This is a genomic window from Bacteroides sp. D22, from assembly GCF_000163675.1.
GTDB lineage: Bacteria > Bacteroidota > Bacteroidia > Bacteroidales > Bacteroidaceae > Bacteroides > Bacteroides xylanisolvens.
In genome coordinates this window covers 204835-228950 of record NZ_GG774803.1, presented here as the reverse complement: position 1 = coordinate 228950, position 24116 = coordinate 204835, and the positions used below count along the sequence as shown (strand labels likewise).

22 protein-coding genes and 1 pseudogene are annotated in these 24116 nt (G+C 44.6%); 4 read left to right on the top strand and 19 right to left on the bottom strand.

Translation table 11 applies throughout. The features are described from left to right. The coding region (locus HMPREF0106_RS25880) for a transposase (RefSeq protein ID WP_083787902.1) at positions 1-178 on the top strand (178 nt) is incomplete at its 5' end. A 235-nt stretch (positions 179-413) separates the two neighbouring features. Here the strand turns inward: HMPREF0106_RS25880 and HMPREF0106_RS14425 are convergent. Further along, positions 414-2264: a vWA domain-containing protein gene (locus HMPREF0106_RS14425; RefSeq protein WP_009039743.1), complete on the bottom strand. Its 1851-nt coding sequence runs from the start codon at positions 2262-2264 to the stop codon at positions 414-416. 150 nt (positions 2265-2414) lie between these two features. On the opposite strand from HMPREF0106_RS14425, the gene HMPREF0106_RS14430 reads away from it, so the two are divergent. Continuing rightward, complete coding sequence (locus HMPREF0106_RS14430; protein ID WP_009039742.1) at positions 2415-2987, top strand: RNA polymerase sigma factor; 573 nt, start codon at positions 2415-2417, stop codon at positions 2985-2987. Then, on the top strand, positions 2984-4267 hold the full coding sequence (locus HMPREF0106_RS14435; RefSeq protein ID WP_009039741.1) for an energy transducer TonB: 1284 nt from the start codon (positions 2984-2986) through the stop codon (positions 4265-4267). Before HMPREF0106_RS14430 ends, HMPREF0106_RS14435 begins: the two co-directional genes overlap by 4 nt. Before the next feature lie 117 nt (positions 4268-4384). On the opposite strand, the gene HMPREF0106_RS14440 is transcribed toward HMPREF0106_RS14435, so the two are convergent. The 6 genes from HMPREF0106_RS14440 to HMPREF0106_RS14465 form a co-directional block, all read right to left on the bottom strand. After that, positions 4385-5257, bottom strand: a complete 873-nt coding sequence (locus HMPREF0106_RS14440; protein WP_004304792.1) for a pyridoxamine kinase — start codon at positions 5255-5257, stop codon at positions 4385-4387. A 335-nt stretch (positions 5258-5592) separates the two neighbouring features. Next, the gene (locus HMPREF0106_RS14445) at positions 5593-6174 is read right to left on the bottom strand and encodes a lactate utilization protein C (protein WP_009039740.1); all 582 of its coding nucleotides are present in this window, start codon (positions 6172-6174) and stop codon (positions 5593-5595) included. Further along, complete coding sequence (locus tag HMPREF0106_RS14450; protein WP_009039739.1) at positions 6171-7556, bottom strand: lactate utilization protein B; 1386 nt, start codon at positions 7554-7556, stop codon at positions 6171-6173. Before HMPREF0106_RS14450 ends, HMPREF0106_RS14445 begins: the two co-directional genes overlap by 4 nt. Beyond that, positions 7553-8293, bottom strand: coding sequence for a (Fe-S)-binding protein (locus HMPREF0106_RS14455; RefSeq protein WP_004304789.1), 741 nt, complete (start codon positions 8291-8293; stop codon positions 7553-7555). The genes HMPREF0106_RS14450 and HMPREF0106_RS14455 overlap by 4 nt, the downstream gene beginning before the upstream one ends. 51 nt (positions 8294-8344) lie before the next feature. Then, positions 8345-8890 (bottom strand): 7-carboxy-7-deazaguanine synthase QueE, encoded by a 546-nt coding sequence (locus HMPREF0106_RS14460; RefSeq protein ID WP_004304788.1) that lies wholly within the window; start codon positions 8888-8890, stop codon positions 8345-8347. A gap of 21 nt (positions 8891-8911) precedes the next feature. After that, entirely contained in the window at positions 8912-9268 is a 357-nt protein-coding gene (locus HMPREF0106_RS14465; protein WP_004308297.1) for a 6-pyruvoyl trahydropterin synthase family protein, read from the bottom strand. A gap of 129 nt (positions 9269-9397) precedes the next feature. Here HMPREF0106_RS14465 and HMPREF0106_RS14470 point away from each other — a divergent pair, with 129 nt between their 5' ends. Further along, positions 9398-9757: a YbaN family protein gene (locus HMPREF0106_RS14470; protein WP_004308298.1), complete on the top strand. Its 360-nt coding sequence runs from the start codon at positions 9398-9400 to the stop codon at positions 9755-9757. Here HMPREF0106_RS14470 and HMPREF0106_RS14475 read toward each other — a convergent pair. From HMPREF0106_RS14475 to HMPREF0106_RS14525, 12 genes and pseudogenes are all read right to left on the bottom strand, one after another. After that, positions 9727-10293: an MTA/SAH nucleosidase gene (locus HMPREF0106_RS14475; protein WP_004316179.1), complete on the bottom strand. Its 567-nt coding sequence runs from the start codon at positions 10291-10293 to the stop codon at positions 9727-9729. The genes HMPREF0106_RS14470 and HMPREF0106_RS14475 overlap by 31 nt on opposite strands. A gap of 26 nt (positions 10294-10319) precedes the next feature. Continuing rightward, positions 10320-11606, bottom strand: a complete 1287-nt coding sequence (locus HMPREF0106_RS14480; protein WP_009039738.1) for a Fic family protein — start codon at positions 11604-11606, stop codon at positions 10320-10322. 203 nt (positions 11607-11809) lie between these two features. Beyond that, complete coding sequence (locus tag HMPREF0106_RS14485; protein WP_009039737.1) at positions 11810-12676, bottom strand: carbohydrate kinase family protein; 867 nt, start codon at positions 12674-12676, stop codon at positions 11810-11812. 4 nt (positions 12677-12680) lie between these two features. Beyond that, positions 12681-13709, bottom strand: a complete 1029-nt coding sequence (locus HMPREF0106_RS14490) for a zinc-dependent alcohol dehydrogenase (protein ID WP_009039736.1) — start codon at positions 13707-13709, stop codon at positions 12681-12683. Then, positions 13706-14791 (bottom strand): annotated as a pseudogene (locus HMPREF0106_RS14495) (SGNH/GDSL hydrolase N-terminal domain-containing protein). Before HMPREF0106_RS14495 ends, HMPREF0106_RS14490 begins: the two are co-directional and overlap by 4 nt. A 21-nt stretch (positions 14792-14812) precedes the next feature. Continuing rightward, entirely contained in the window at positions 14813-16135 is a 1323-nt protein-coding gene (locus HMPREF0106_RS14500) for a mannitol dehydrogenase family protein (protein ID WP_004308303.1), read from the bottom strand. Then, positions 16122-18359, bottom strand: a complete 2238-nt coding sequence (locus HMPREF0106_RS0124540; RefSeq protein WP_015532511.1) for a histidine phosphatase family protein — start codon at positions 18357-18359, stop codon at positions 16122-16124. Before HMPREF0106_RS0124540 ends, HMPREF0106_RS14500 begins: the two co-directional genes overlap by 14 nt. Positions 18360-18399: 40 nt before the next feature. Next, positions 18400-19674, bottom strand: a complete 1275-nt coding sequence (locus tag HMPREF0106_RS14505; protein ID WP_004313401.1) for an FAD-dependent oxidoreductase — start codon at positions 19672-19674, stop codon at positions 18400-18402. Next, positions 19674-21050 carry a ComEC/Rec2 family competence protein gene (locus tag HMPREF0106_RS14510; RefSeq protein WP_032851256.1) on the bottom strand — a complete coding sequence of 459 codons (1377 nt, stop codon included), beginning with the start codon at positions 21048-21050 and terminating at the stop codon, positions 19674-19676. The genes HMPREF0106_RS14505 and HMPREF0106_RS14510 overlap by 1 nt, the downstream gene beginning before the upstream one ends. Beyond that, positions 21038-21367 (bottom strand): hypothetical protein, encoded by a 330-nt coding sequence (locus HMPREF0106_RS14515; protein ID WP_004313403.1) that lies wholly within the window; start codon positions 21365-21367, stop codon positions 21038-21040. The genes HMPREF0106_RS14510 and HMPREF0106_RS14515 overlap by 13 nt, the downstream gene beginning before the upstream one ends. Before the next feature lie 17 nt (positions 21368-21384). Next, positions 21385-22338, bottom strand: coding sequence for a DUF6772 family protein (locus HMPREF0106_RS14520; protein ID WP_008651152.1), 954 nt, complete (start codon positions 22336-22338; stop codon positions 21385-21387). A gap of 21 nt (positions 22339-22359) precedes the next feature. Continuing rightward, positions 22360-24099: a RagB/SusD family nutrient uptake outer membrane protein gene (locus HMPREF0106_RS14525; RefSeq protein ID WP_009039732.1), complete on the bottom strand. Its 1740-nt coding sequence runs from the start codon at positions 24097-24099 to the stop codon at positions 22360-22362. Positions 24100-24116: the final 17 nt, after the last annotated feature.

Sequence of the window (24116 nt, the reverse complement as noted above, 5' to 3'; positions counted from 1 at the left end):
AACAGTAGCAAACTCTATTGAGAATCATTATGAAAGGATTCTGAACTTCTTTGTGAACAGGAGTACAAATGCAGCAGCGGAAGCATTTAATGCTAAAATCAAAGCATTTAGGGCATCATTTAGAGGAGTAGTGGATATGAGCTTCTTCCTTTTTAGGCTAGCAAAGGTATATGCATGAAGGGAATTGACTAAACTTAATCCCCCAAGAATTACAACTGAGCCGAAATTAATTATAGTGACGGTATCCGGCAAAGATAGTGACGGTATACAACAGTGATAGCGTCACTATCCCGAGCATATACCGTCACTATTATTTTCCAGGATTATCTATCTGGAATTGTACGTTTATTCATATCAGTGAATATTACGCATAATAATATAATGTACATTTCCAATGACTCCTGTTTGCTTTCCTAGTTCTTATTTGTTCTTTCCAATCCTTTAGCAGCCTCAACCAAACGAATGAATTCTCTTCTATATCCTTTATCATCGTTATTCAGTCCCTGTTTGGCCAGATCAATCACTTTGTCGTAACTGGCATTTCCTTTAAAATCAGACTCCCGAAGTAACTGTCCGAACATAGCCACTGCAGAAGCAAAGCGGAAATCGGAAGAAACATTATTTCCTTTATTATCTACGAAAGGAAGTTCCATTTTCTTGCTGACATCTTTATCCGAGGCTTTATAACGCAGTTTCACAGTCAGGAGTTCATTAGAGCCTGTCGGCTTCACGGATACTTTCTCTTTCTTCTGATATTTCAAGTCGTCTATTTTACCTACATATTCATTCTTTACTCCTGTAGGAATCACTTCGTAAAAGGCTGTCACTGTATGTCCCGCACCCATATCTCCAGCATCTTTAGCATCATTATTAAAGTCCTCGTCTTTCAACAGACGACTTTCGTAACCAACCAGACGATAGGCCTGCACTTGGGAAGGATTAAATTCGACTTGCAGTTTGACGTCTTTTGCCACTGTATGCAGCGTAGCACCGAATTCGCCTACCAAAACACGGTTGGCTTCCTGCAAGTTATCTATATAAGCATGATTGCCATTTCCCTTTTCAGCCAACACCTGAATCTTCTTATCTTTATAATTACCCATACCATAACCCAGTACGGTAAGGAATACTCCACTCTTGCGTTCTTTTTCAATCAATTGTTCCAATCCTTCAGCGGAAGAAACGCCCACATTAAAATCACCATCGGAACAAAGTATGATACGGTTATTGCCGTTAGAGATCAGATTCTTCTTGGCTATTTTATACGCTAACATGATACCTGCACCACCTGCCGTAGAGCCACCCGCCGTTAATTCATCTATCGCTTCGCGAATCTTCTGTTTGTCGCTACCCGGAGTTGCTTCCAGTTTCACACCGGCACTGCCTGAATAAGTCACAATCGCTACTTTATCTTTATCACGTAAGTTATTTTCCAATAATTTGAGAGATGACTTCACCAAATCCAACCGGTTGGCTCCCCACATAGAACCGGAGACATCAATCAGGAATACCAGATTAGATGCAGGCAGATTATCCGTCGGGATTTCTTTTGCTTTCAGGCCGATACGTACAAGACGATGGTTTGTGTTCCAGGGACAGGCTCCAGATTCCATGGTAATTTTCACAGGATCACTTCCTGTCGGCTTCGGATAATCATAAGAAAAGTAGTTCACTAATTCTTCTGTACGGATAGCATCAACAGGAGGCAGTTCACCTTTATTGATAAAACGACGCATATTACTATAAGAAGCGGCGTCTACATCAATAGAGAAAGTAGAAAGCGGAGCATCCGATACACTCTTGAAGCCGTTCTCCTGAAACTCTCCGTATTCTTCCGCATTTGCAGCATCATACATGATTCCCGGAGTCGGACATACTGCCCTGTAAGCAGTAGACATTACTTTTGCAGCTCTTGTCTCATGGCCGTATCCTACCACCACACATTCTTCCAATGCCAGTTCGTCAGCTTTCATCTTCACATCCAGCGTGGCCGATTTTACCACCCTTCTCTCTTGCTTATACCCGATATACTGGAACAACAACGTTTCCCCTTTCTTAGCCTGTATCGTGTACCGGCCATTCATATTCGTTACCGTACCCTTCGTAGTACCCTTTATCTGTACCGAACAGCCAACAAGCGGAGTTCCATCCTTTGCATCCGTCACAGTACCCGACACGGTAATAGCTTGCGCGTTCACCATACCTAAAGAAACAACTGCCATCAGCAGTACGAGCATCATTGCTCTGAATTGATTTGTTTTCATAACTTCATTATTTAAAATGTTACTAATAGTTCGCTTTTACTATAGAGATGCAGATTTCACACTGATTCCATAAAGCCATCAAACTTTTTTTTATTTTTCTTCTCATAGTTGTTATTTTTACCCCCAATCCCTATCTTTGGCAGCAAATAGATGTTATTTTTCAAAAGAAACATATCGAAACTATCGGACGAGGAATTACTGATACACTATACGAAGTCCGGCGATACGGAATATTTCGGTGAATTATATAACCGATATATCCCGTTACTGTACGGACTTTGCCTGAAATACTTGCATGATGAAGACCGGGCACAGGAAGCAGTCATGCAGTTGTTTGAAGATTTATTGCCTAAACTGAGAAATTATGAGATAAAAGTTTTCAAGCCATGGCTCTACCGGGTGGCGAAGAATCATTGCCTGCAACTTTTACGGAAGGAAAATAAAGAAATTCCGTTAGATTATACGGTTAATATTATGGAATCTGACGAATTTCTGCATCTATTAAGTGAAGAGGAAAGTTCGGAGGAACAACTGAAGGCATTACATCACTGTCTCGAAAAGTTGCCCGAAGAACAACGGACCAGTATTACGCGTTTCTTTCTGGAAGAGATGTCGTATGCCGACATTGTGGAACAGACCGGATTTACTCTGAACAATGTGAAAAGCTATATCCAGAACGGAAAGCGAAATTTAAAAATTTGTATCAAGAAACAAGCCCTATGAAACTATTGGACTACATACGAGGACTCCGCAAAGGAAAAGAGGCACACCGACTGGAACGAGAGTCGATGCAGGATCCTTTCCTGGCCGATGCTATGGATGGTTACAGCCAGGTGGAGGGAAATCACGAACAACGGATCGAGAAACTGCGGATGCAGGTTTCAGCTCATTCGGCAAAGAAAAAGAACACCCGTGCTATCACTTGGAGCATCGCTGCCTGTCTGGCTATCGGATTCGGTATCAGCAGTTATTTCCTGTTCCTGAAAAAGAGTATGACGGACGAAGTGTTCATTGCCAAAGAGAGTGTTTCCTCCAAGTTGGCTGAACCCGCAGTTCCGCCCACTCCGGCCATTCCTGCAACTCCAACAGTTCCGGCAACTCCACAAAAGGAAATCGCATTGGCTACCGCAAAGGTAAAAACGGATTCCACTCCTGCTTCCGAAGATTCCACGCCTGTTTCCGAAATTACTGCGAGACAAGCGGATAAGAAAGATATGATTGCCAAAATCCAAGCGACTTCCCAACCACAACAAGGTACGCCGCCTGTGGCAACTGTGCCGGTGATGGAGGAAGTGTCGGAAGAGACTGCCGCATTGCAAGAAGTAGTAGCAACGATGGATACTTTCGAATCTGAATCTGATAAGAAAATGAAGTTGGCTAAGGTAGCGACTATCCTTCCTCAAAAGAACATGATTAAAGGGAGAGTGACCGACGAAAAAGGAGAACCGCTTATCGGAGCCAGTGTGACATATAAAGGAACGAATATCGGAACCATCACAAATATGAATGGAGAATTTTCGTTAGTCAAAAAGGATGATAAGAAACGATTAACAGCGGAGTATATCGGATATGATCCGGTAGAAATCCGGGTAGATACCAGCCGGACGATGCTCATTGCCATGAACGAAAACAAACAGGTACTCAATGAAGTGGTGGTAGTGGGATACGGCGCTAAGAAAAATAAGAAGTCAACAACTGCCGGAAATGTTGTGACGGTTAAAGAACAGGCAAAGAAAGAGATTACTCCGCAACCTGTCATCGGAAAACGTAGCTATCAGAAATACCTGAAAGAGAATCTCGTTCGTCCAACGGATGATAACTGTAAAGATATTAAAGGGGAGGTAGTCCTTTCTTTCTTTGTTAATGAAGAAGGAAAGCCGCAAAATATCACTGTTATTCATGGATTATGTGAATTCGCTGATAAAGAAGCCATCCGGCTTGTCAAAGAAGGACCTAAGTGGACAAGTGGAAAACTCCCGGCAAGAGTAACAGTACGATTCTGAACTTAATAAATACCAATAAGAAGGCACATTTGTGCCAACACAGTGGCACAGACATGCAAACAAGGTGGCATTGTTGTGCCAACCTATTGGCATAGTAATAACAACACAAAGCCTATCTTAAATCAGTTCGTAACTAGCCATCTGTATTGGCATATCCAAATTATGAAGCACTTTCTCCAATAGAATACCCTCTCGGTTATCATATTCATACCCGAAAGTGGCACGAATACCTTGCAGGATAAACTGTGTGGCACGGTCCAATGCCATCGGCAGACTGTCTCCCTGCATTAAAGAGCCGGTGATGACACTTGTAAAAGTATCGCCCGTGCCGGGATAATGTGCAGGCAGATAAGGGCAGGTCACTTTCCAGTAGCGGTTTCCCTGACGGTTATATGCATAGACAGATGTTTTATGAGGCTCATCATGTACAGGAACACTGGTGATGATAACCACTTGCGGACCTTTGTCGGACAAAAGACGAAGATATTCTTTCAGTTCTTCATCCGTGTTATCTGCTTTATAGGGTTTATCCAATAAATAAAACAGTTCCGTCAGATTGGGGGTAATCACATCTGCTTTCGTGATTAAATGGCGCATCTCTTTTATCATCTCTCCATCAAAGTTGGTGTATAACCGTCCGTTATCTCCCAATACCGGATCGGCAACGATCAGGCTGTCCGGCCGACGAAAGTCCCTGATAAAATCAGAAACAATCTGAATTTGTCTCGGAGAACCCAAGTATCCGGTATAGATAGCGTCGAACTCTACCTCCAGTTTCTTCCATTGGGCAATAATCTTCGGCATTTCGTCCGTCAGGTCGAGGAAGGAGAAACCGGGATATTGCGTATGATTGGATAATACAGCCGTAGGAAGCGGACAGACCTGAAAACCCATGGATGAAAGAATAGGAATGACGACGGTCAGAGATACGCGCCCCATTCCCGAAAGGTCATGGACGGCGGCTATTTTCTTTACTTTATTGGCATACATATAATTTATAATTAAACGTTTTACTACTCTTATCCTACAAATTCATTTATCTACTATGGACAAACAGAAACAGATATTCAATTTACATCAAAGGAGATTCGACTATATTCTCCCAAAGACTCTATTACATCCGATGGAAGCCGGACTTTATCCAAACAGAGCCTCTATTTACATCAAACGGAAGCTCTGTTTATATAAAACAAAAGCTCTATTTCTTATCAATAGAGCCTCTGTTTTTACAGCGTCAACGGAGTCTCCATTTCGTTTGCACTAACAAATATAAAACTCCATTGTTTTGAAACCAAATTTATTTTAGAATAATCAACACGGAAACATTAGGTTAATATCACTAACACGTCTCGTGCCCCATGTGCTCCCATCACTAAAGCCTGCTCAATATCAGCAGTCTTTGACGGACCGGAGATGAACGTTCCGAACTGATATTCCTGTCCGTCCAGTTCGCGGTAGGCGTCATACATGGTATCTACAATTTTATTCCGGTCGAGCAGAATGACCAACTTCTCCGAGATAAAATAGATTGCTTTATATTTCACCGTCTGCGGTATCCAGATGGCTCCGTTTTCGGCTACTCCGATTTCTCCTTTCACTACGGCAACATCTGTGCCGTCCAACTCTTTCGGATCATCCAAATTATCGGGATTGAACGTAGCACAGGAAATATCCGGCAATACGGAAGCAATACGCATAGCGTCCAGATAAGTCCGGCGTATGACCGCATTCACATCTTCCCCTTCGCCCAATACAACTGCTGTACCACCCACCGCACGGCTGATTGCACAGAACTGTTCTATCTTATCAGGATATGACAATCGTTTCATATCCGCAATATCCGGTTTATCATAACGCGTCTGCGTATGCTGGCGGATGCTGGCTAATATTTCTTCTCTACTGCTCATTTGGATTCCTCCTTTCCTTGTACTTTGTTTTTCTTCCACATCTCATTGAACGACTCGCTGGCAAATTCCGGCAGTTCACGCCCCTTTCCCCAATCGTCGAGATCGTTGTATTTCATGAAACGAGGCAGGCCATTTACCACCGGGGCTGCCCACAAGGCTGCGTTGAACAATGCCGGACGTTCCATCAGGAACTTCATACCACCGGACATAATCTTCTTTCCTGTATTGGCTTTCCCCAGTCCGTCCAAATCCTGACGCCATTTGTAAATCTGTTCGGCCAAATCTACTTTCACCGGACAGACATCGGAACAGGACATACACAGAGAACAGGCTGAAAGATTATCATAATACTTCTCCGGAGCATGGGCCATACCCAAGTTGATGCCAATAGGTCCGGGGATGAAGTATGTATAAGAGTAACCTCCACTCCGGCGGTACACCGGGCAGGTATTCATGCACGCACCGCAACGAATACAGTTCAATGTCTTGATATGGTCGGGCTTGGACAGTAAGGCACTCCGACCGTTGTCTACGATGATAATATGATATTCACCGCCTTCGCGGGGACGGCGGTAATGAGAGGTATATGTTGTCACCGGTTGTCCGGTGGCCGAACGGGCGAGTAATCGGGTGAACACACCCAATGCGTCCAGATCCGGGACGATCTTTTCCATACCAAAAGCGGCAATGTTCAGTTTCGGGTAAGAAGTACCCATATCGGCATTTCCTTCATTGGTGCAGACCACAATGTCACCGGTTGAAGCGACGGCAAAGTTGGCGCCTGTCATGGCGGCTTCGGCATTGAGGAAGAGATGGCGCAGGTTCTTACGTGCGGCATGAGTCAGGTAGGTAGGATCAAAGTTTCCCTTTTCCGTGCCCATCTCCTTTTCGAATAGTTCGCCTACCTGTTCCCGTTTGATGTGGATGGCAGGCAATACGATGTGGCTTGGTTCGAGATGCATCAATTGCAGGATGCGTTCGCCCAAATCGGACTCTACGACATCGATGCCACGCTCCATCAGGAAAGGATTCAATCCACACTCTTCGGCGAGCATGGATTTGCTCTTGATGAAATGGTGGACGTTATGCTCATTCAGTATTTCGTAGACGATGGCGCAGTATTCATCGGCATCTTTTGCCCAATGTACGATGGCGCCGTTGGCGGTAGCATTCTTCTCAAACTCCAGCAGAAGTTCTTCGAGGTAGCTGTTGGAGTATAGTTTCAACTCGCAAGCCTTGTTGCGCAACTCTTCCCATTCGGGAACTTCCTTGCTCATCTTGTCCCTTTTGGCACGGACCATCCAAAGGGTTTCGTTATGCCATGCTGCCATCTTGCTGTCCTGCAAGAACTTTTCGGCAGCCTTTGAATGTTTTGTACTCATGATTGCGACGCTAGAATTTCTACAATATGGATAATCTGAATAGGCAGATGCTCCCGTTTGATGACACCTTGCATGTGCATCAGGCAGGAACTGTCCGCTCCGACAATATACTCGGCTCCGGTAGCGATGTGATCTTTTACCTTATCACGCCCCATGCAGACGGAGACTGCCTGCTCTTCCACCGCAAACATTCCGCCAAAGCCGCAACACTCGTCAATATGGCTGGGCTCGAATACTTCGATGCCTTCTACCAGATTGAGCAGGTCACGCAATTTATTGTAATAAGGGATGTTCAGTTCGGTGGGAGCGGAAATCAACAGTTCGCGCACCCCATGACAGCTATTGTGAATACTGACTTTATGAGGAAAGCGTGCAGGAATTTTGGAAGGTTTCAAGACATCGTGAATGAACTCACAAATATCATAAATCTTCCCCGCACTCTGACAGACATGTCCTTCTTTCTCCAAGATGCCCGGATGATTCTCTTTCACAAATGCCACACAACTGGCGGAAGGACCGACGATGTAATCGTATTCCCGAAACAGATCGTCAAAACGGAGTGCCAATTTCATCGATTCATCTTCAAAACCGGCATTTGCCATCGGTTGTCCGCAACAAGTCTGATCCAACGGATAATCGACGTCTACTCCCAAACTTTTCAATAGTCTATACGATGCCACTCCCACATTGGGGTAAATAGCATTGATATAACAAGGAATAAACAAACCTACTTTCATACTATATTTTGTAATAATTTAAGCTTCTTCCGCATCACCCGTCTATTTTGTTCAACGGATGTCGATTAATTTGTGTGTTTGCAGGCTGAGTCTCCATTTGGGATGTCGCATTACACAGTCCACTGTTGAAGCAGTGTTATTACAAGAACAAGGCTGGAGGAAAAAATGTTCGGCCGGAAGTAGTTCAAAAATACTTATATCTTGTCCTTCATAGACCACTTTCACTTCATCCATCCGGTCGATGGCAAGTTTCACCCCTTGTTTGGGGGAGCAGGTCACCCAGTCGATAGCTGCCGGCAGGGGGCGTGTACCGTTGGTTTCGATAGTCACATATTTGCCTGCTTGATGCAAACGGTCGATCAATTCATCGTCTATCCATAAGGAAGGTTCGCCGCCCGTAAGGACAACGGTGACGGCAGGATATTTTTTCACTTCGGCGATTATTTCATCGTCGGTCATCATTTTCCCTTCTTCGTGTTGTGTGTCGCAAAAGTCACATTTCAGGTTGCAGCCGGAAAAACGGACGAAGATGGCCGGAGTTCCGGTATGGTAGCCTTCGCCCTGCAAGCTGTAAAAGATTTCATTAATCTTTCTCATCATCAAAATTTGTTTGGTTTGCTATTCTTGTCCTTCTGCGCCGCTGGGATCTTTCTCGTAGATGACAATGTTTCCTTCCGATTCCTGCACTTCTACTTTATAGCATTGAGGAATCTGTTTGCATACCCACCGGGCGATATTCTCCGCTGTGGGATTAAATGGGAGTACTTCGTTCAGATTTTGATGGTCGAGTTTCTCCGTGACCACTTCTTTGATGCGGGTGAAATCTACCACCATTCCTTCGGAGTTGAGCCGTGCGGAACGGCAATAGACGGTGATAATCCAGTTGTGACCGTGTAAACTGGCGCATTTACTGCGATACGGGAGTACCAGCTTATGAGAAGCCGAGATCTCCATGCGTTTGATTACTGTAAACATGAGTGTATGTATTTTAATAGTTACACGCATCTAATGTCACCTCGATGCAACGGCAAAGGTAATATAAAATAGAGTTTTCATCCAGCAAAGAGTGTTATTTTTTCCCTTTTTTTGCACTATCTTTGCCGCATGAAAACTCTATATATTGTTTTAGGTAGTATTTCCCTTGCGCTCGGTATTCTCGGCATCTTTCTGCCGCTACTGCCCACTACCCCTTTTCTATTGCTCACCGCCGCCCTTTATTTCAAAGGGTCACCCCGATTATATAACTGGCTGCTCAACCATCGGCACTTCGGTCCTTACATCCGCAATTTCCGCGAAAACAAGGCGATTCCTCTCCGTGCCAAAATAATTTCTCTCGTATTAATGTGGGGAACAATGCTTTATTGCATTTTCTGCCTGATTCCTTTTATATGGGTAAAGATTCTCCTGGGATTGATAGCCGCAGGAGTCACTTATCATATTCTTTCTTTCAAGACATTAAAGTAATGCGATAGTCCCTGCCGTGCATCGGCAAGTTTATCTTCCCAATGTTTCACGGAATTCTGGCCAATTATGTCAGTCACGTATTTCACGGAAATAAACGGGATTTCTTTTGAACGGCAGACAAATGCCTGTGCGTATGCTTCCATATCTACAACATCTCCGCTAACATGGGTCAACTCGGTGAGGAAGCCATCTCCTGTATTGCAGATTCCATGTTCCGTCCAATGCGTGCAATATCCTTTTTCTTCGAGCAGAGCTGATGAATCGATCTCACACTCCAATCCGAACTCTTTCATTTTCTGCATATCACGGTCTACAAACTTGCGACATACAAAAATATCTCCTACCTGATGGTTGACTGTTCCGGCACTTCCGATATTGAGCACCAAGTCCGGTTGTACCTGACGGATTGCCTCTGCCAAATGAAAGGCTGATTTCACTTTACCAATACCTGTACGAACGTAGTAAGGTTCTATATCCGGCCATTTAAGTTCTACAAATTCGCCTTGTACGGCGTAGGTTACTAATATTTTCAACATGGGTTTCTTTATTTCACAAATTATTATTATCCAATGAGATATGCAAAATACTTATATACCAAATCGTCGATTGACATCTCCTTTTGTTCAAAACGCATTTTATCCAATGGAGAAATTCTTTCCTCTACAGTTTTTTGCTTCTTATACATAGAAGATATATAATCATTTCCATCACGATTTATCAGTACAGAATCAGTAAAGTCAGCTACTCGGGTATCTGATTCTACATAATTTAATGTGTATGATACATCCCTGACACGCCCCTGTATAGGCGAAAGAATTCCCTTTGCCACTAAATCCTTCACATCCCTGGTAGCTGTATCTAATGAAACTTCGGCCAACTTGCTCCAATTTTTTGCAGTAAGTTTTCCTTCATAGCCATTCAGATATATATTGAGGATCATTCGTTGTCTTTCAGTTATAATGCCCCCCGAATGAGTTTTCCAAAAAATCGCTTTATTCAATATGCCGCTTAACAAGCCATTGGATTCATCAATAGCCCGTTTAAGACAAGCCAGATACCATTCTAACCATTCTGTAATATCACCATTTCCACGTTGAGCCTGTTCCAGCATACGATAATAAGCCTTCTTTTCCTTATTAATCTGCATAGACATACTAAAGAATCGCAATTTACTGCGATCTGTCTGGGATAATACCATATCTGATATAGCTCTCGCAATACGACCATTCCCATCGTCAAACGGATGGATACATACAAACCAGAAATGAGCAATTGCAGACTTTAATAATGACGGAGCTATATTGGGGGCATTAAACCATAAAAGAAATTTATCCATTTCGTCATATACACGTTCCGGCCCGGGAGCACGATAATGTATTCTTTCCCGCCCAAATGTACCGGAAACAACCTCCATAGCTTCAGTACGATAACTTCCCACTAAAATATCAGAAAAGCCACTTTTACCTGTTGGGAAAAGTGCGGAATGCCATCCGAATAATCTATCATGTGTTAACGGAGTTTCGTAATTCATTATAGCATCAAGCATCATCTCGACCATTCCATCAATATAATGCGTCGGTTCTTTCACATCGGGTACAGTTACACCTAATTTTCGGGCAACGGAAGAACGTACCTCTGCTGTATTCAAAGTTACTCCTTCAATTTCTGAAGATGCAACAACATCATGCGTCACAGCTTCCACCGTAGCGATCATCTGACTATCAAATCCAATTGTACTTAACCTTCCAACAAGATATCCGATAGCCCTGTTTGTCAGGGCTATCGCATCTGACAATCTTTCAGCGTTCCATCTGAATGAACTCCAATTTTCTATTTCATGGATAAACATACCATCAGTTATTTCTGCAAAAATAACTATTAAATTGGAGTTATCTATAAAAATGCGGTTAAAAGAGGTATGATAAGCCGCAAATTTTGCGGTTAATTAATGAGATTAAACCGCATTTAATAAAAACAAGGCATATTCACCACGCTTGGTTTGAAGAATCATTCAAACCAAGTACGAAACTTCCTTATGTGGAGTACCCAATATTACTTTTTACTATCCGGCAACGGATTAATAGCCCCCCTTTGTGTACAAGTATATGCCGATACATCTACCGCTTTGCGGTGTGATTCAGCGACCGACGCCCCTCTAAGTATGTTCACAACAAAGGTAGCAGTAAACGAGTCGCCTGCACCTACAGTATCAGCCACCTCGACTTTAGGTGTATCTATGGATGAAATTTCCCCACTTACATCATATATGCCACTACGTACTGCGCCCTGTGTGAATATAACATATTTGAGCGAAAAACGAGCTATGAGTTCTGCGATAGCTTCCACAAAATCAGTAGAAAGAGAAAGGAGAGAGATCAATAATGGCAATTCGTCTTCATTCAATTTGAGCACATTTGCCTTTTGCAAGGATTCCACAATCAAGTCTGTCGAATAAAAATGTTGCCTGATATTAATATCAAACACCTTCAAAGAGGTATCCGGCACGGCATCTATGAGTCTCAAGATTGCAGCACGTGACTTTTCACTTCGTTGTGCCAAAGAGCCCCAACAAACAGCATCTGCATCGCTGACAAGTTTCATGGTCGTAGGACTACACTCGATAGCATCCCAAGCAACATTCTCAACAATCTCATATTGCGGTACACCGGCCTCATTCAACGACACAAGCACTTTACCTGTCGGCAAAATATTACGGGAAATATATCCTAAATCAAGTCCGGTCTCTTTAAGCACCGTAAATGTTTCATCACCGAGTTCGTCGCCACCTATTGCCGTAACGGGATATGATTCTGCTCCCAATTCCTTCGCAAAAAAGCAGAAATTGATAGGCGCTCCGCCAAGTCTCTTACCTTCCGGGAAGCAATCCCAAACAACTTCTCCTATACCTATTATTTTCATGGTTTTATAGTTTAATAATTATTTTCATGGATGTTGCACCATTCTCATCTATAAATTTATATGCCTTGTCATACTGTTCGAACGGAAAATGATTCGAAATAAGCGGTTCGAGACAGATAGCTCCCGAACTTACCTGATCGATAGCCGTAAGATAATCTTCATGGCGATACATCATCGTTCCGTTCACCTTCAGTTCGTGCTCTCCCAAATAGAACATATTAAGCGACGGATCCTTGCCAAATACCGCCACTACAACGATGGTACTCCCTTTTTCGATACACTCCATAAGCGAACGAATACTCGACTCAACCCCGGCAACCTCAAACGCAGCTTGAAAATCTTCATCCCCGAAAAGCCTCTTCGCTCCTTCTTTGAGCGGCGTCTTAGCTACATTGAGCGTATCTATTATGCCACATTTACGAGCGATTTCAAGTCTGAAATCACTTACATCGGTAATAAGAACCCGTTTGGCTCCTCTTGCCTTAGCGAACTGCGCCACGAGGTTACCGATTGTTCCGGCACCCGATACAACCACATTCTTACCTTTCAAGTCCCCGCCACGCATGGTTGCATGCGCAGCCACTGCCACCGGTTCTATCATAGCCCCATAATCAAGTGACATACCTTCAGGCAATACCGCAATCCTGTCATCATCAACCACAAAAAAGTCTTGCGCAGCTCCATTTGCCTGAAAGGCTTGCACTCTTAGCTCTTCACAAATATTATACTCTCCCCGCTGACAAGGCTTGCACTTCCCACACGCAAGTTGCGGACGTGCGGTGACAATGTCACCCGCCTTGCAGATCGTAACCGCCGTCCCCATAGCGACTACCACTGCCGAATATTCATGCCCCTGAACTACCGGATAGAAAGTTGCCGGATGACATCCGTGATAAGAATGTATCTCACTTCCACAAATACCAATTCTCTTAATATTCAGAAGCACCTGATGTTCTTTCAGGTCCGACGCCTTAGGCGCCTCAACTTCACGAAATTCAATATGTTTTGGTTCTACTAATACCGCTTGTCTCATTTTATACCATATTTACTTAAAATTTCTATTACCGGAGTCTCTATTGACTTCGCCCAAAGTGCATATCCATAACTACTTGGATGAGTTCCGTCGACCGATGTCTCATGCGCATCGGAAGCATCAGGCGTAATCAGATAAACGTCTTTATACTTCGGGTTCGTGAGGATTTTCGCAAACAACTCCTCTACGGTTGCCGCCTTGGCCCGTTCTTTCGCATCAAGAACTGTATCGAATGAACGTCGTTCACGATAGATAGTACGCTAAAATATCAACGGAGTAGCCGGATGTGCCGCTATAAGCCGATCGATAAACGGCATCAGGCGCTCTCTTATCAGTTCTGCGTCAGGATTTGAAAAAGTATCGAATATAAAAGCATCAGCCTTGATTTCCGCAAGAACGTCGAGCATGTAAGGCTGCATCAGGCAACGCCCACTTGTTGCAAGCGACACGACTTGAAGACCCGTATTACGCATAAATTGCATGGAATAACTCATACCGGATCGATCCGTGCTCACTCCTTGCGTAAACGAAGAGCCATATACCGCTATCTTGTGACGAAAATCGGACTTCAACGGTTCGATAACAGCATCGTCATCTATCCCTATCTTACAAGAAATGACCTCCGAATACATCGGCATATACATCATACATTCGTGCATCGTACCATCCATATTCTCAATGAGCGTGAATGTCTCGGTTTTCTCGCCCTTATACGCTTTCAATGAACCGCTTGCCGCATACTGCCATTGACCGTCTGCATTTTTGATATAAAGATCATATCCTTTATAAGAGATCGGCATGGTTGAATGGCTCGAATATACATATCCCCACTTTGTCGTAATCTGTATATTACGCGTGTTCGTTTTAAACAACACAGCCATACCGGCAGAGCAACGGAGTTGTCGATTCTCCGTCCTGTTAAAACCTTTATAAACCAATGTATCGACTCTATGATACGGATTGGGAGTCGATTCAAACGGCTTACCTATCAGGTTAAGCGTTGACGCCTCCGTCTGTTTTTGTGCCGAAACCGACAATACGCACGAAAGCGACAGAACAACCGTTATGAAAAACTTCTTCATTGCCTTGTATTTTTTAGTTGTTTACTGTAATAAGACTTTCAACCCTTCCGCTACCTGCATAGCATAAAACTGCTCATACTTTTCCATAAACACAGGATATTTGTCCAGTCCCAATGACACAAAAGGTGATATTTTCAAGAACTCGGCCGGCGATCCTCCAGAAATCAACTTCCTGTCCGCCGGGGTGATGTGAGGTTCGGAGATAGCTATATTTTCACCGGACTCGGTGCGCGCACCTATCAGGTATTTGCAATAAACAGCTATCAGGAAAGCCTCTATCGAAATATCCTTCCCATCCTGCAACATCTGTTTGAGTATGGGTACCACATAAACCGCAAACTTAGCAATGCCATCGCCGCAAAGCCGTGATACCTGATCGCTGATCGCCTTGTTTGAAAATCGTTCGATAAGCTGGTCTTTATACGCTTCAAGGTCAACGCCCTCGGGAACCGGAACATAAGGAGTAACATCCCTGTTCATAAACAGCTTTATCATTGCACGATACCTCTCGTCTGCCATTACAGCATCGACCTTCCTGAATCCTTCCATATAGGCAGGATAAGAAAGAAGAGTATGTGACGCATTGAGAAGACTTAATTTCATGATTTCATACGGGGTCACATCATGGGTGAATGTAACTCCCACCTTCTCCCATGCAGGACGGCCTGCAATGAAATTATCTTCAATCACCCATTGTATAAAGTCTTCACAACACACATCTGTAACCTTACCCGGTTTTGTTACGGGAGTGATTCGATCCACCATCGAATTCGGGAACGTCACTTTCTTTTTCGCCCACGCTGCCACCTCGGGATATTTCGCTTCGAAGTATGACATAAACGCACATTTGGCGGCATTGCCGTTCATCTGCATGTTGTCACACGAAAGAATCGTAATCGGCAAATCTTTCTCCATCCGGCGTTTAAGTCCTTCGGCTACATACCAAAACACACTGCGCGATTGGTTAAAATCAACCTTATATCCCCCTTCGGTAATGGTGAGAGAGATGATTTTTATCTCCTCCGATGCTATTTTAGCGATGATAGGCTCACTATCTATTTCCCCCCATGCCAGTTCTACAAGCGAACCAATCAGCATACTATCCTGTTCGCCGGAAGGGCTGCATGTCGTCAACTGATATATGCCGTCGTCTTTCTTGAGGGCGTTGAACAAGACCCCGTCCGTAGGCATAATCATGGCTCCGAATACCCCCCAGCATCTTTGTGAAGGATCTTCAAGTAATAGATTTGTGTAAGCTTCGAGATGTGCACGATGGAAGTTTCCAACGCCGAAATGTACTATTCCGGCCTTTATTTCAGCACGATTATAATTAAAAGTCTTCATACGATAATTTCAATGTTTCGGCAAGTGATTTTTCCACCTTGTCGCAATGTTCTATATAGAATTTATAAACCTCATTCCATTTGTAATAAGATGCTTCAACCGCTTCCAACGGCAACCGGAGGTCTTTTTCATTCAGCATAAACTTAACTAAAACGTCCGGATTGCCTTCTGATTGGTAAAAGATCATCTGAAGGTTCGCACCCATCGGAATATCCCAATACTTCCAACTCCGTAACGCTTCTTTGGAATTACTAGCCTCCCGCGCCCACGTCCCGGCTTGCAAATTGGTCAAGATGGCCATCAGAACGCCATCGTGTCCGAAGTTGAGATTGATACCATGACGCTTGCGCACCAGATCTTCGGCAGATTCGTCTAACAAATGGCGTAACGTGCGGGATGCAAGTCCCCAACTACGCCCGTGAGATACCGGTTCAGGACCTTTCTGCGCAAAATACTTATAGTTCTCGATTTCCGCCCAAGCCAATATTTCCTCTTCTGTAAAGATATCCCATATAGGCACTTGGCGGTCGAGGCATTGCATCAGTGATGCCATTAACCAGAAGCGATGGATCAGGTCGTACTTGTCATATTCACTTTCTACTTGTGTAACATCTATAAACAGTCTTCTAAAAAAAGCATCCACATCCAACTTTTCATCTATATATGAACGATATTTTTTATACCAACTGTTTTCCTTACCGAGTATATACTTATCAAGCGGACTCCTGCCGGGACATACGTTACCGTATGGATTCAGTGTGGTAAGGAACGAACGGGAGTTGTCTATCTCCGCCCATTCAAGCCCGGGGCGCAGTGACAAAATGCCCGAATTTACAGATTGCATGGTGGCCGCCACCCGAAGCACATTCGTTGCGTTAGTCTTCAAATAGGGATGGCCTTCAAATACTTCCGGATAGTTTTGTACCATCCTCCGGCCTATCTCCCTTGTCTGACGATAACCGATTTGTGTCAGATCGCCTTCTTTGTAAAACACATTCTTCTTGAACGGTTCAAGACGTTCGTACAGGGCTTTTCCAAAATCGGTAAGGTTGTTTGTGGCATGAGCTTTCTCCAATACGCCGTATATGGCAGGATAAGTCACCTCATCGTCTATCTGACGCGCTCCGTGACGAAAATAGCCGTTTATATAGAAAGGCGTATATCCTTTGGGCGCCGGCGTAACCGGATGTGAAAGATCGGTCACATAATACACGCCGCCTGCACGTTCCGGATCCCTGCGTATCTCGTCGAGAGGATTTTCGGCCACCGGCTTTTCTTTCGGAAGAGAGAGTTTGAATATGCAAGGAAGATCAGACGTCTTTTTCGCATTCGTATTGGTATTGACATACATAACCCCGTCTTTAACCACAATATCTTCCGGTTCGTAAATAACCTGTTCCTGCACATTGTATCGGGCAGTAATCGTCCGCCTATCCGTATCGTACACCCGGATGCAGGAAGGACGGCTGTCATCCTGTTTCCCAACTCCGAAGCAGAAATAGATTTTACCATCATGCATACAGCCCGCTTGTGTGAACCATACCTCATAGGGGAACACCACCTGATCGAGAATGTCATTTTCGTCGAGGCGCACCTTTGCGCCCTCACTCAACGACGGTATGCGGAATTTGGTGGCGACATACTGGTTTTCCCATGCATGCTTTGTCACCTTCGCCACAGTACGTTTACGCGCCGAGAATATCCATATAAATCCCCGTTCCCGATCGACCAGCCAGCTTGGCGCACCAAAGATGGAGACATACCCTTTCTCCGCCCACTTCGAGCCATCGAGTTCAATTGTCTGTACGATTTCGCTGCTAAAACGTTTTCCACGACGGGTGATGCTCTCCACAAAGCACAACCATTCCAACTCGCTTCCTACCTTCCCGTTTGTGATATACAAGAGAGGAAACGATGCTCCGCGTTTTGTCTCGACGCCAAAGCATACATTATTTACATGGTTGTCCGGATGGGAGGATGCCAACTCAAAGCCTGCCACAGGTTTCGGATCGGCACTTTTGAAATCATAGATATTCACGTGCCCTCCATCCTCGCACGAGAATATGTAATCATCCCATATTTCAAGTCCTTGCTGTGCCCGCCCCCGTCCTTCCTTTGCCAGGAAGACAGAGCACTCCACCTCTTTCTCCGGCTCTACATACAACTGGGCGATAAGGGGAATAGAGATCAGTAAGCACACGACAGACAAATAGATCTTTTTCATAAGTATGCTCTATAAATTTAAAGTATGATTATGTTCTACGTTAATCGAACAGCTCTACGCCTAACGACTCAAGCCGTTTCTGCAACTCTCCTACATCGAGAGCCCGCGGAGTACAGTGCTGCGACGCACTCATAGCAGCAGCAATACCAACTGCCTCTCCCATCGCCATGCAAATACTCATGACACGATATGAAGCGTGAGCTCTGTGAGTACCCGATATACACCGTCCCGCCACCAGAAGCCCTTCCAAGCCCAACGGGAGAAAACAACGATACGGCAAATCGTATGGTTTGCAATATTGGATGGTTGGTTCCGCCTGTCCGGCTCCGTCAGGATTATGTATATCGACAATGAACAATGCTTTATGTACCACCACATCGGCAAAACGGCAGCCTTCCGCCATTTCATCGGCATCGATCACATAGTCGCCCATCACCCTGCGGCTTTCGCGCACTCCGGTTGTTGTACCACTTCCGATCACTCTACAGTTTTCGTAACCCGGCAAATTTTCTTTCAAGAATTGAGTCAGGAGGCGTATCTGTTGCCTAAGTTCAAGATCGGCGGTGAAAATAGAGCTTACCGAAGTTATATCCACCCTATTGACTTGTGTCGTATTTACCTGACGGCAACCCGGTCTGACCGATGGATGCAAACGCACGGCAGCAAGCATCCGGGGAAGTTTGCCCTCATCGGCTTTCTTTTTACACCAATCAAGAAAACACTCGCCATTCAATTGAACATTGTCTACATCTCCAATGCAGATAATTCCTTTCGACTCGTCTACGCCATCAATGGTGTATTCAAGGGTTACAGGCTGCATGAGTCCGTCAGCACGTCCTTTTTCTATTTTTGCACCGGCAAGAAAAGATACTATGGCATCACCGGTACAGTCAATTGTAACCGCGGCTTCAAAACAGAGCGTCCCCTCGTTACTTGCACACTTAATGCCTTTTACCACCTTTCCGTCACGAATAACATCCGACACGCAACATTGCAAAAAGACATCGATGTTCTTTTCCCTGGCGACAAATTCTGCCAATGTAAGTTTTGCCTCTTCGAAATCGTGAGCATTTCCATGTTCGCCAATCCAGTCATTGTCTTTGACGCCAAGAATAGCACAAACCTCATCGCGCATCGTGTTCTTGCTTACACTACCGAGAATAGGGCCGACATACCCGGCGGTCAGGTTACCTCCGATGACTCCGTATCTTTCGATAAGGGCAACACGTGCTCCTTGCCGGGCGGCGGCTACAGCCGCACATATCCCGGCAGGACCTGCACCTGCTACTATTACATCATAATATTTTGTATTCATTATCTGCTTGTATATGGACCGGAAATAGTCTTAACAGTCATTGCCCCGTCAGAATCTGTGATTGTCACAACTCTGTATTTGTTTCCCCCATCGGTCACACGAACTACAATATGTCCATCATATCCCTTTACTCTCGCAGCCTCTTCCGCCGTAACCCGGTCGTCTACTCCGCTGGGGCGATCGCCCTGCCAGAAGTTAGTGATAAACATGTCACACGCAGGGAGTGTTGTCTCCATCGAATTCAGTATATCGGTACGGGGATGACAATCTACCCACGAATTGACAACAATCGTTTGTGGATTGAGTGCTTTCAGAGCATCCACCTGATTGGTGTTGGTTACACCGTGATGGTTAGCTTTCAATAGTTCCACCTGACCTACTGCTTTTGCACAGGGCAGTTCGGCATCTTTCCACGCATGACTCGAACGTCCGTTATACTGAAGGTCACCACCGGCAAAGAAATCAAAGTTGCCATACGAAACTTTCATCACACAACTGGTTATATTCTCCGGCGGACAATTGTCACTGGAGGTAATGTTCTTACTGTTTTCGTATGAAATCTCCGAGAGTTCAGGGAATGTCTTCTTTGTGGTAGTGCCCGAACCTGTCCAGATCTCTCCATTCACTGCCACGTTTTGCACCTTTGCAGTAGGATACTTTGCAGGATTATACTTCTGAACGATCTGATCATTCGCCCCTGCTTTGAATATCGCAGCATCGAACTTTTGATTGGCGACATGCCATTTCACTGCATTGATATAGTTATTACAACTTGGAGCATTGTCTGCCATTGTCGCCATATTGAACGGATAGTTATAATCGGGATAGCCACGATCGAGAAGCGTACCAATCTTGAAATTGTCGAAAATCTCGGCAAAACCTATCAACGAATAAGTGTCGGAGTTGGAAGATTTCGGCAAGGAAGAAGTATAACCGCCGAAGTGGTCATTATGGAAGTGGGTAAGTACGGCATAATCAATCGTGCTGTTACCTGTCCATACCATACACTTACGAATGTAATCAGTTATAATCTGTGAACCACGGGTAGAAGTCAGAGTCGGATCCCAACGACTACGGATACCGGTGTTGGTCGTATTACTATTAGAGTTGGTCGTAACACTCGAACTTGCGGCATCGATAAGCATTTGCGTACCATCCGGGAATATTACAAACATGCTTTCACCGGTAGTCGTATTGATGAAATGAATATCCATCACACCCTCCTGCCAGGCAGGAATCGTCTTACCTACCTCTATTTCAGTGGCAGCATCTTCCCCACCTCCATCCGGACGAATCAAAAATGAGTGAGACTCATTGGAGCTGCATCCTACAATCGCAAGGATGAACAGACTAAATATAAATATTAACCTTTGCATGCTATATGAAGATTTAAAAACATCTCTCCGCCTTCAATGCTGACGGCAAGACGAATATAATTACCAAAATTTGAATTTACCTTTATAATATGTTGGCCAAGTCCTTTGAAGATTACAGGATCACTACCGTCGTCAGCCCAATGTATGCCGTCTTGCGATAGTTGTACACGACCTTCGAATACGGGATCTCCTTCTATTTTCTCAACCATAACAAAGAATATAGCCTCATCTGCCCAACCAGCCTCGTAAGGATGAGTGAAGAAAGTACCTTTAAAGAACTTCTTTACCTCAAGATGGGAATCATTAAACATTTTCATATATTACATTCCTCCTTTTATTCTTGTGAAACAACAACAGAATCTATATAAAAGAATACACGACGATTGGTATCAGTACCCACCCAGAAAAGAGGATTGATAAGATTGTCGATGCGTCCATATCCGTCAACGGTATCAGCTGCAATGCCACGCATATCCCAAATTCTGTCCTGACATTGGAACTCTACATATTCACGAAGCTCTGTGTCAAGTTTCAGACGCATGTATTGCCAATTGAGTTTACAGTCGGTCTCATTGTAAATGAGTTTCTGATGACCATCTTTCAAATCCTTGAATCCATCGTGGTCGCCATTAGGATAACGGCGGCCGAACCACCAGGGATCGACTCCCCTCTTACACCAGTCTCCGTCAAGTCCATAAGCCCAATCGCGGTCGGTTATGTCTTCATTGGAATGTTCATACTGCCACTTCTGCATTAATTTGCCATCTACTGCATTGAGATAACGAATTCCTACATGGTAACGTTTTCCACCCTCCTGTACATCGAATCCCATACCAAAATCGCGGATGGAACTCTCATGTAAACCCGGTTGCGGACGGTCACCGCCATCCACCACATCCTGTTCCGCCGTGTATGTAAACCAACATTCTATCTGCAAATATTTGCAGCCCGGACGAGAGAACGAAAGCCGCTTAATGGCATGTCCCAGACAACCTTCCGCCGGAATCTCCGTATAAGGAGCGGCAACAGGTCTTGTCGAAAGTTTAAGAGAGTAAGTGCCGGACATAGCTCCGTGAGTGCCCGGATACCTGAAAGTAGCGGAACTAAGCATGACCGGTGGCCACTGGTCTTTATTGACCAATGTCTTGGGAACATCAAAATCGGGATATTCCGTAAAGTTAGGCATCAATGTCATCCAACCGTTAAAGCCGGTGTTGAATACATCATAGCTCAACACCCTTTTCAATGGTTGATAGCGACTGCGCAATAAAATTTCTCCAATGCTCATAATATCATTTATTTAATAAAGTTAGTACCCTGGATTTTGAACAAGTTTGCCATTCATTATCAATACATCATCACTTGGCAATGGCCACAAATAAATCTTCTCATCATACTTACGTTCACCATGCTGGACGATATAGGTTCCGTCGGCCATCGCTTCAAAAGAAGGAAATCCGTCTTTGTCAAATGTCGGAGTCTCCGGCCAAAACCAGTTGCCTGCCGCAAAGTATTCCTTTGCCCTGTTGGCTGTACGGGTAAATCCGTACATATTGTGTCCGAAAGCATTCTCAAACTGATGCCAACGAAGCAAATCGAAATAGCGTAGATTTTCCCATGCAAACTCCACACGACGCTCACGACGGAGCACTTTGCGCAATGCCGTCTGATCGGTTGTCGTGATGGACGGATAGTCGTTGGTTTGTGTACGGGTGGTGCCATAAGCACGGGCACGGACATCGTTGATGCAAGCAATGACAGTAGCGTCAATCTCCCCCAGTTCAATCTTAGCTTCGGCATACATCAACAATACATCGGCATAACGCATGAGAATGACGGGGTTGTCGTTATACAAAGTAGTACGCCATGACTCTTGCGCGCCTTTGCGCAGGCAACAACCATTGTAAGCACAGTTGGAAGCATCCGAACCGCCTTTGGAATCTTTGTTTGTAATCATACGATTTTGTGTATAGTCCATTACTTCGAGTGCGTTTGGCGCAGGGTTCCACTCAATACCATAGATACGGCTGCCGGGAGCAGCAAATGTTTCCAGGCAACGGGGATCACGGTTGGCAAATGGATCGTGAGGATCAAAACCGCTGCCCGGTTCATCAATCGTCTTGCCATTCGTCATTTCGTAGACAGCAAGAAGTTCCCACGAAGGTTGCGCATTATGTGTACCGCCTGCCGAACGGGCAATAAAGGAACCGATAGCCTGTGTAGTAGGTTTACCGTTTTCATCCAACTCAAGGTCGCTTGAGTGAGCAACAGAGAAAATAACTTCTTTGCTTCCTCTTGTCTTGTCGCGGAAAAGTTCACCATAATCAGGGGCCAAGTCATATACTTCCAGATCCATACAGTCTTGCGCAGCCTTTGCGGCAGTCCCGTAGTCGTGTTGATAGAGAGCGGTACGCGCCTTGTAAGCATAAGCCGTTCCTTTGTCCACACGGGTGGCGCCGCTATTATTATTTGCGGCCGGCAAATTTTCTGCGGCATAGTCATAATCTTCATAAATTTGTTTCAGAACGACAGCTTTGTCGGTACGCCCCATCTCAAATGCTTCCTCCGGAGTAATCGAAGTCACGTAGAAAGGAACATCTCCCCAAAGAGTAATCAAACGTGAATAAGCAAATGCTCTGAAAAAACGGGCTTCGGCACGAAGCGTATTCAGTTCAGTGGTGGAATATTTGCCTTCAAGTTTGTCGAGCGCCTCCAAAATCCGGTTGGCACGACTAATGTTCTTATACGTGTAACTCCAAACAGTCTTGATGTTAGGATTACTTGTAGAAGACGCATTCAGTGAACCTGCCGCAATGGTGTAAATGTTGGTTCGTTGCGCCCAGTCATCCGTATTACGGTCCAGCGTCCAACCTTCTTCTATAACAAAGAAGGTACTGCGATAAAAATCGTTCAACGAGATTCGAACTTCCTCCGGTGACGAGAACCAGTTTTCGCTGGATGCAGCTGAAGGAGGATTCAGATCGAGGTTCACACAAGAAGTTACAGATAGAAGAGCTATCATGCAAATCAATACATGTATTTTTTTCATATTATGTAATTTTTTCA

Excerpts from the sequence above, each read along its gene's own strand:
- HMPREF0106_RS14425 (WP_009039743.1), bottom strand. The coding sequence starts at position 2,264 with ATGAAAACAAATCAATTCAGAGCAATGATGCTCGTACTGCTGATGGCA.
- HMPREF0106_RS14430 (WP_009039742.1), top strand. The coding sequence starts at position 2,415 with ATGTTATTTTTCAAAAGAAACATATCGAAACTATCGGACGAGGAATTA.
- HMPREF0106_RS14435 (WP_009039741.1), top strand. The coding sequence starts at position 2,984 with ATGAAACTATTGGACTACATACGAGGACTCCGCAAAGGAAAAGAGGCA.
- HMPREF0106_RS14440 (WP_004304792.1), bottom strand. The coding sequence starts at position 5,257 with ATGTATGCCAATAAAGTAAAGAAAATAGCCGCCGTCCATGACCTTTCG.
- HMPREF0106_RS14445 (WP_009039740.1), bottom strand. The coding sequence starts at position 6,174 with ATGAGCAGTAGAGAAGAAATATTAGCCAGCATCCGCCAGCATACGCAG.
- HMPREF0106_RS14450 (WP_009039739.1), bottom strand. The coding sequence starts at position 7,556 with ATGAGTACAAAACATTCAAAGGCTGCCGAAAAGTTCTTGCAGGACAGC.
- HMPREF0106_RS14455 (WP_004304789.1), bottom strand. The coding sequence starts at position 8,293 with ATGAAAGTAGGTTTGTTTATTCCTTGTTATATCAATGCTATTTACCCC.
- HMPREF0106_RS14460 (WP_004304788.1), bottom strand. The coding sequence starts at position 8,890 with ATGAGAAAGATTAATGAAATCTTTTACAGCTTGCAGGGCGAAGGCTAC.
- HMPREF0106_RS14465 (WP_004308297.1), bottom strand. The coding sequence starts at position 9,268 with ATGTTTACAGTAATCAAACGCATGGAGATCTCGGCTTCTCATAAGCTG.
- HMPREF0106_RS14470 (WP_004308298.1), top strand. The coding sequence starts at position 9,398 with ATGAAAACTCTATATATTGTTTTAGGTAGTATTTCCCTTGCGCTCGGT.
- HMPREF0106_RS14475 (WP_004316179.1), bottom strand. The coding sequence starts at position 10,293 with ATGTTGAAAATATTAGTAACCTACGCCGTACAAGGCGAATTTGTAGAA.
- HMPREF0106_RS14480 (WP_009039738.1), bottom strand. The coding sequence starts at position 11,606 with ATGTTTATCCATGAAATAGAAAATTGGAGTTCATTCAGATGGAACGCT.
- HMPREF0106_RS14485 (WP_009039737.1), bottom strand. The coding sequence starts at position 12,676 with ATGAAAATAATAGGTATAGGAGAAGTTGTTTGGGATTGCTTCCCGGAA.
- HMPREF0106_RS14490 (WP_009039736.1), bottom strand. The coding sequence starts at position 13,709 with ATGAGACAAGCGGTATTAGTAGAACCAAAACATATTGAATTTCGTGAA.
- HMPREF0106_RS14500 (WP_004308303.1), bottom strand. The coding sequence starts at position 16,135 with ATGAAGACTTTTAATTATAATCGTGCTGAAATAAAGGCCGGAATAGTA.
- HMPREF0106_RS0124540 (WP_015532511.1), bottom strand. The coding sequence starts at position 18,359 with ATGAAAAAGATCTATTTGTCTGTCGTGTGCTTACTGATCTCTATTCCC.
- HMPREF0106_RS14505 (WP_004313401.1), bottom strand. The coding sequence starts at position 19,674 with ATGAATACAAAATATTATGATGTAATAGTAGCAGGTGCAGGTCCTGCC.
- HMPREF0106_RS14510 (WP_032851256.1), bottom strand. The coding sequence starts at position 21,050 with ATGCAAAGGTTAATATTTATATTTAGTCTGTTCATCCTTGCGATTGTA.
- HMPREF0106_RS14515 (WP_004313403.1), bottom strand. The coding sequence starts at position 21,367 with ATGAAAATGTTTAATGATTCCCATCTTGAGGTAAAGAAGTTCTTTAAA.
- HMPREF0106_RS14520 (WP_008651152.1), bottom strand. The coding sequence starts at position 22,338 with ATGAGCATTGGAGAAATTTTATTGCGCAGTCGCTATCAACCATTGAAA.
- HMPREF0106_RS14525 (WP_009039732.1), bottom strand. The coding sequence starts at position 24,099 with ATGAAAAAAATACATGTATTGATTTGCATGATAGCTCTTCTATCTGTA.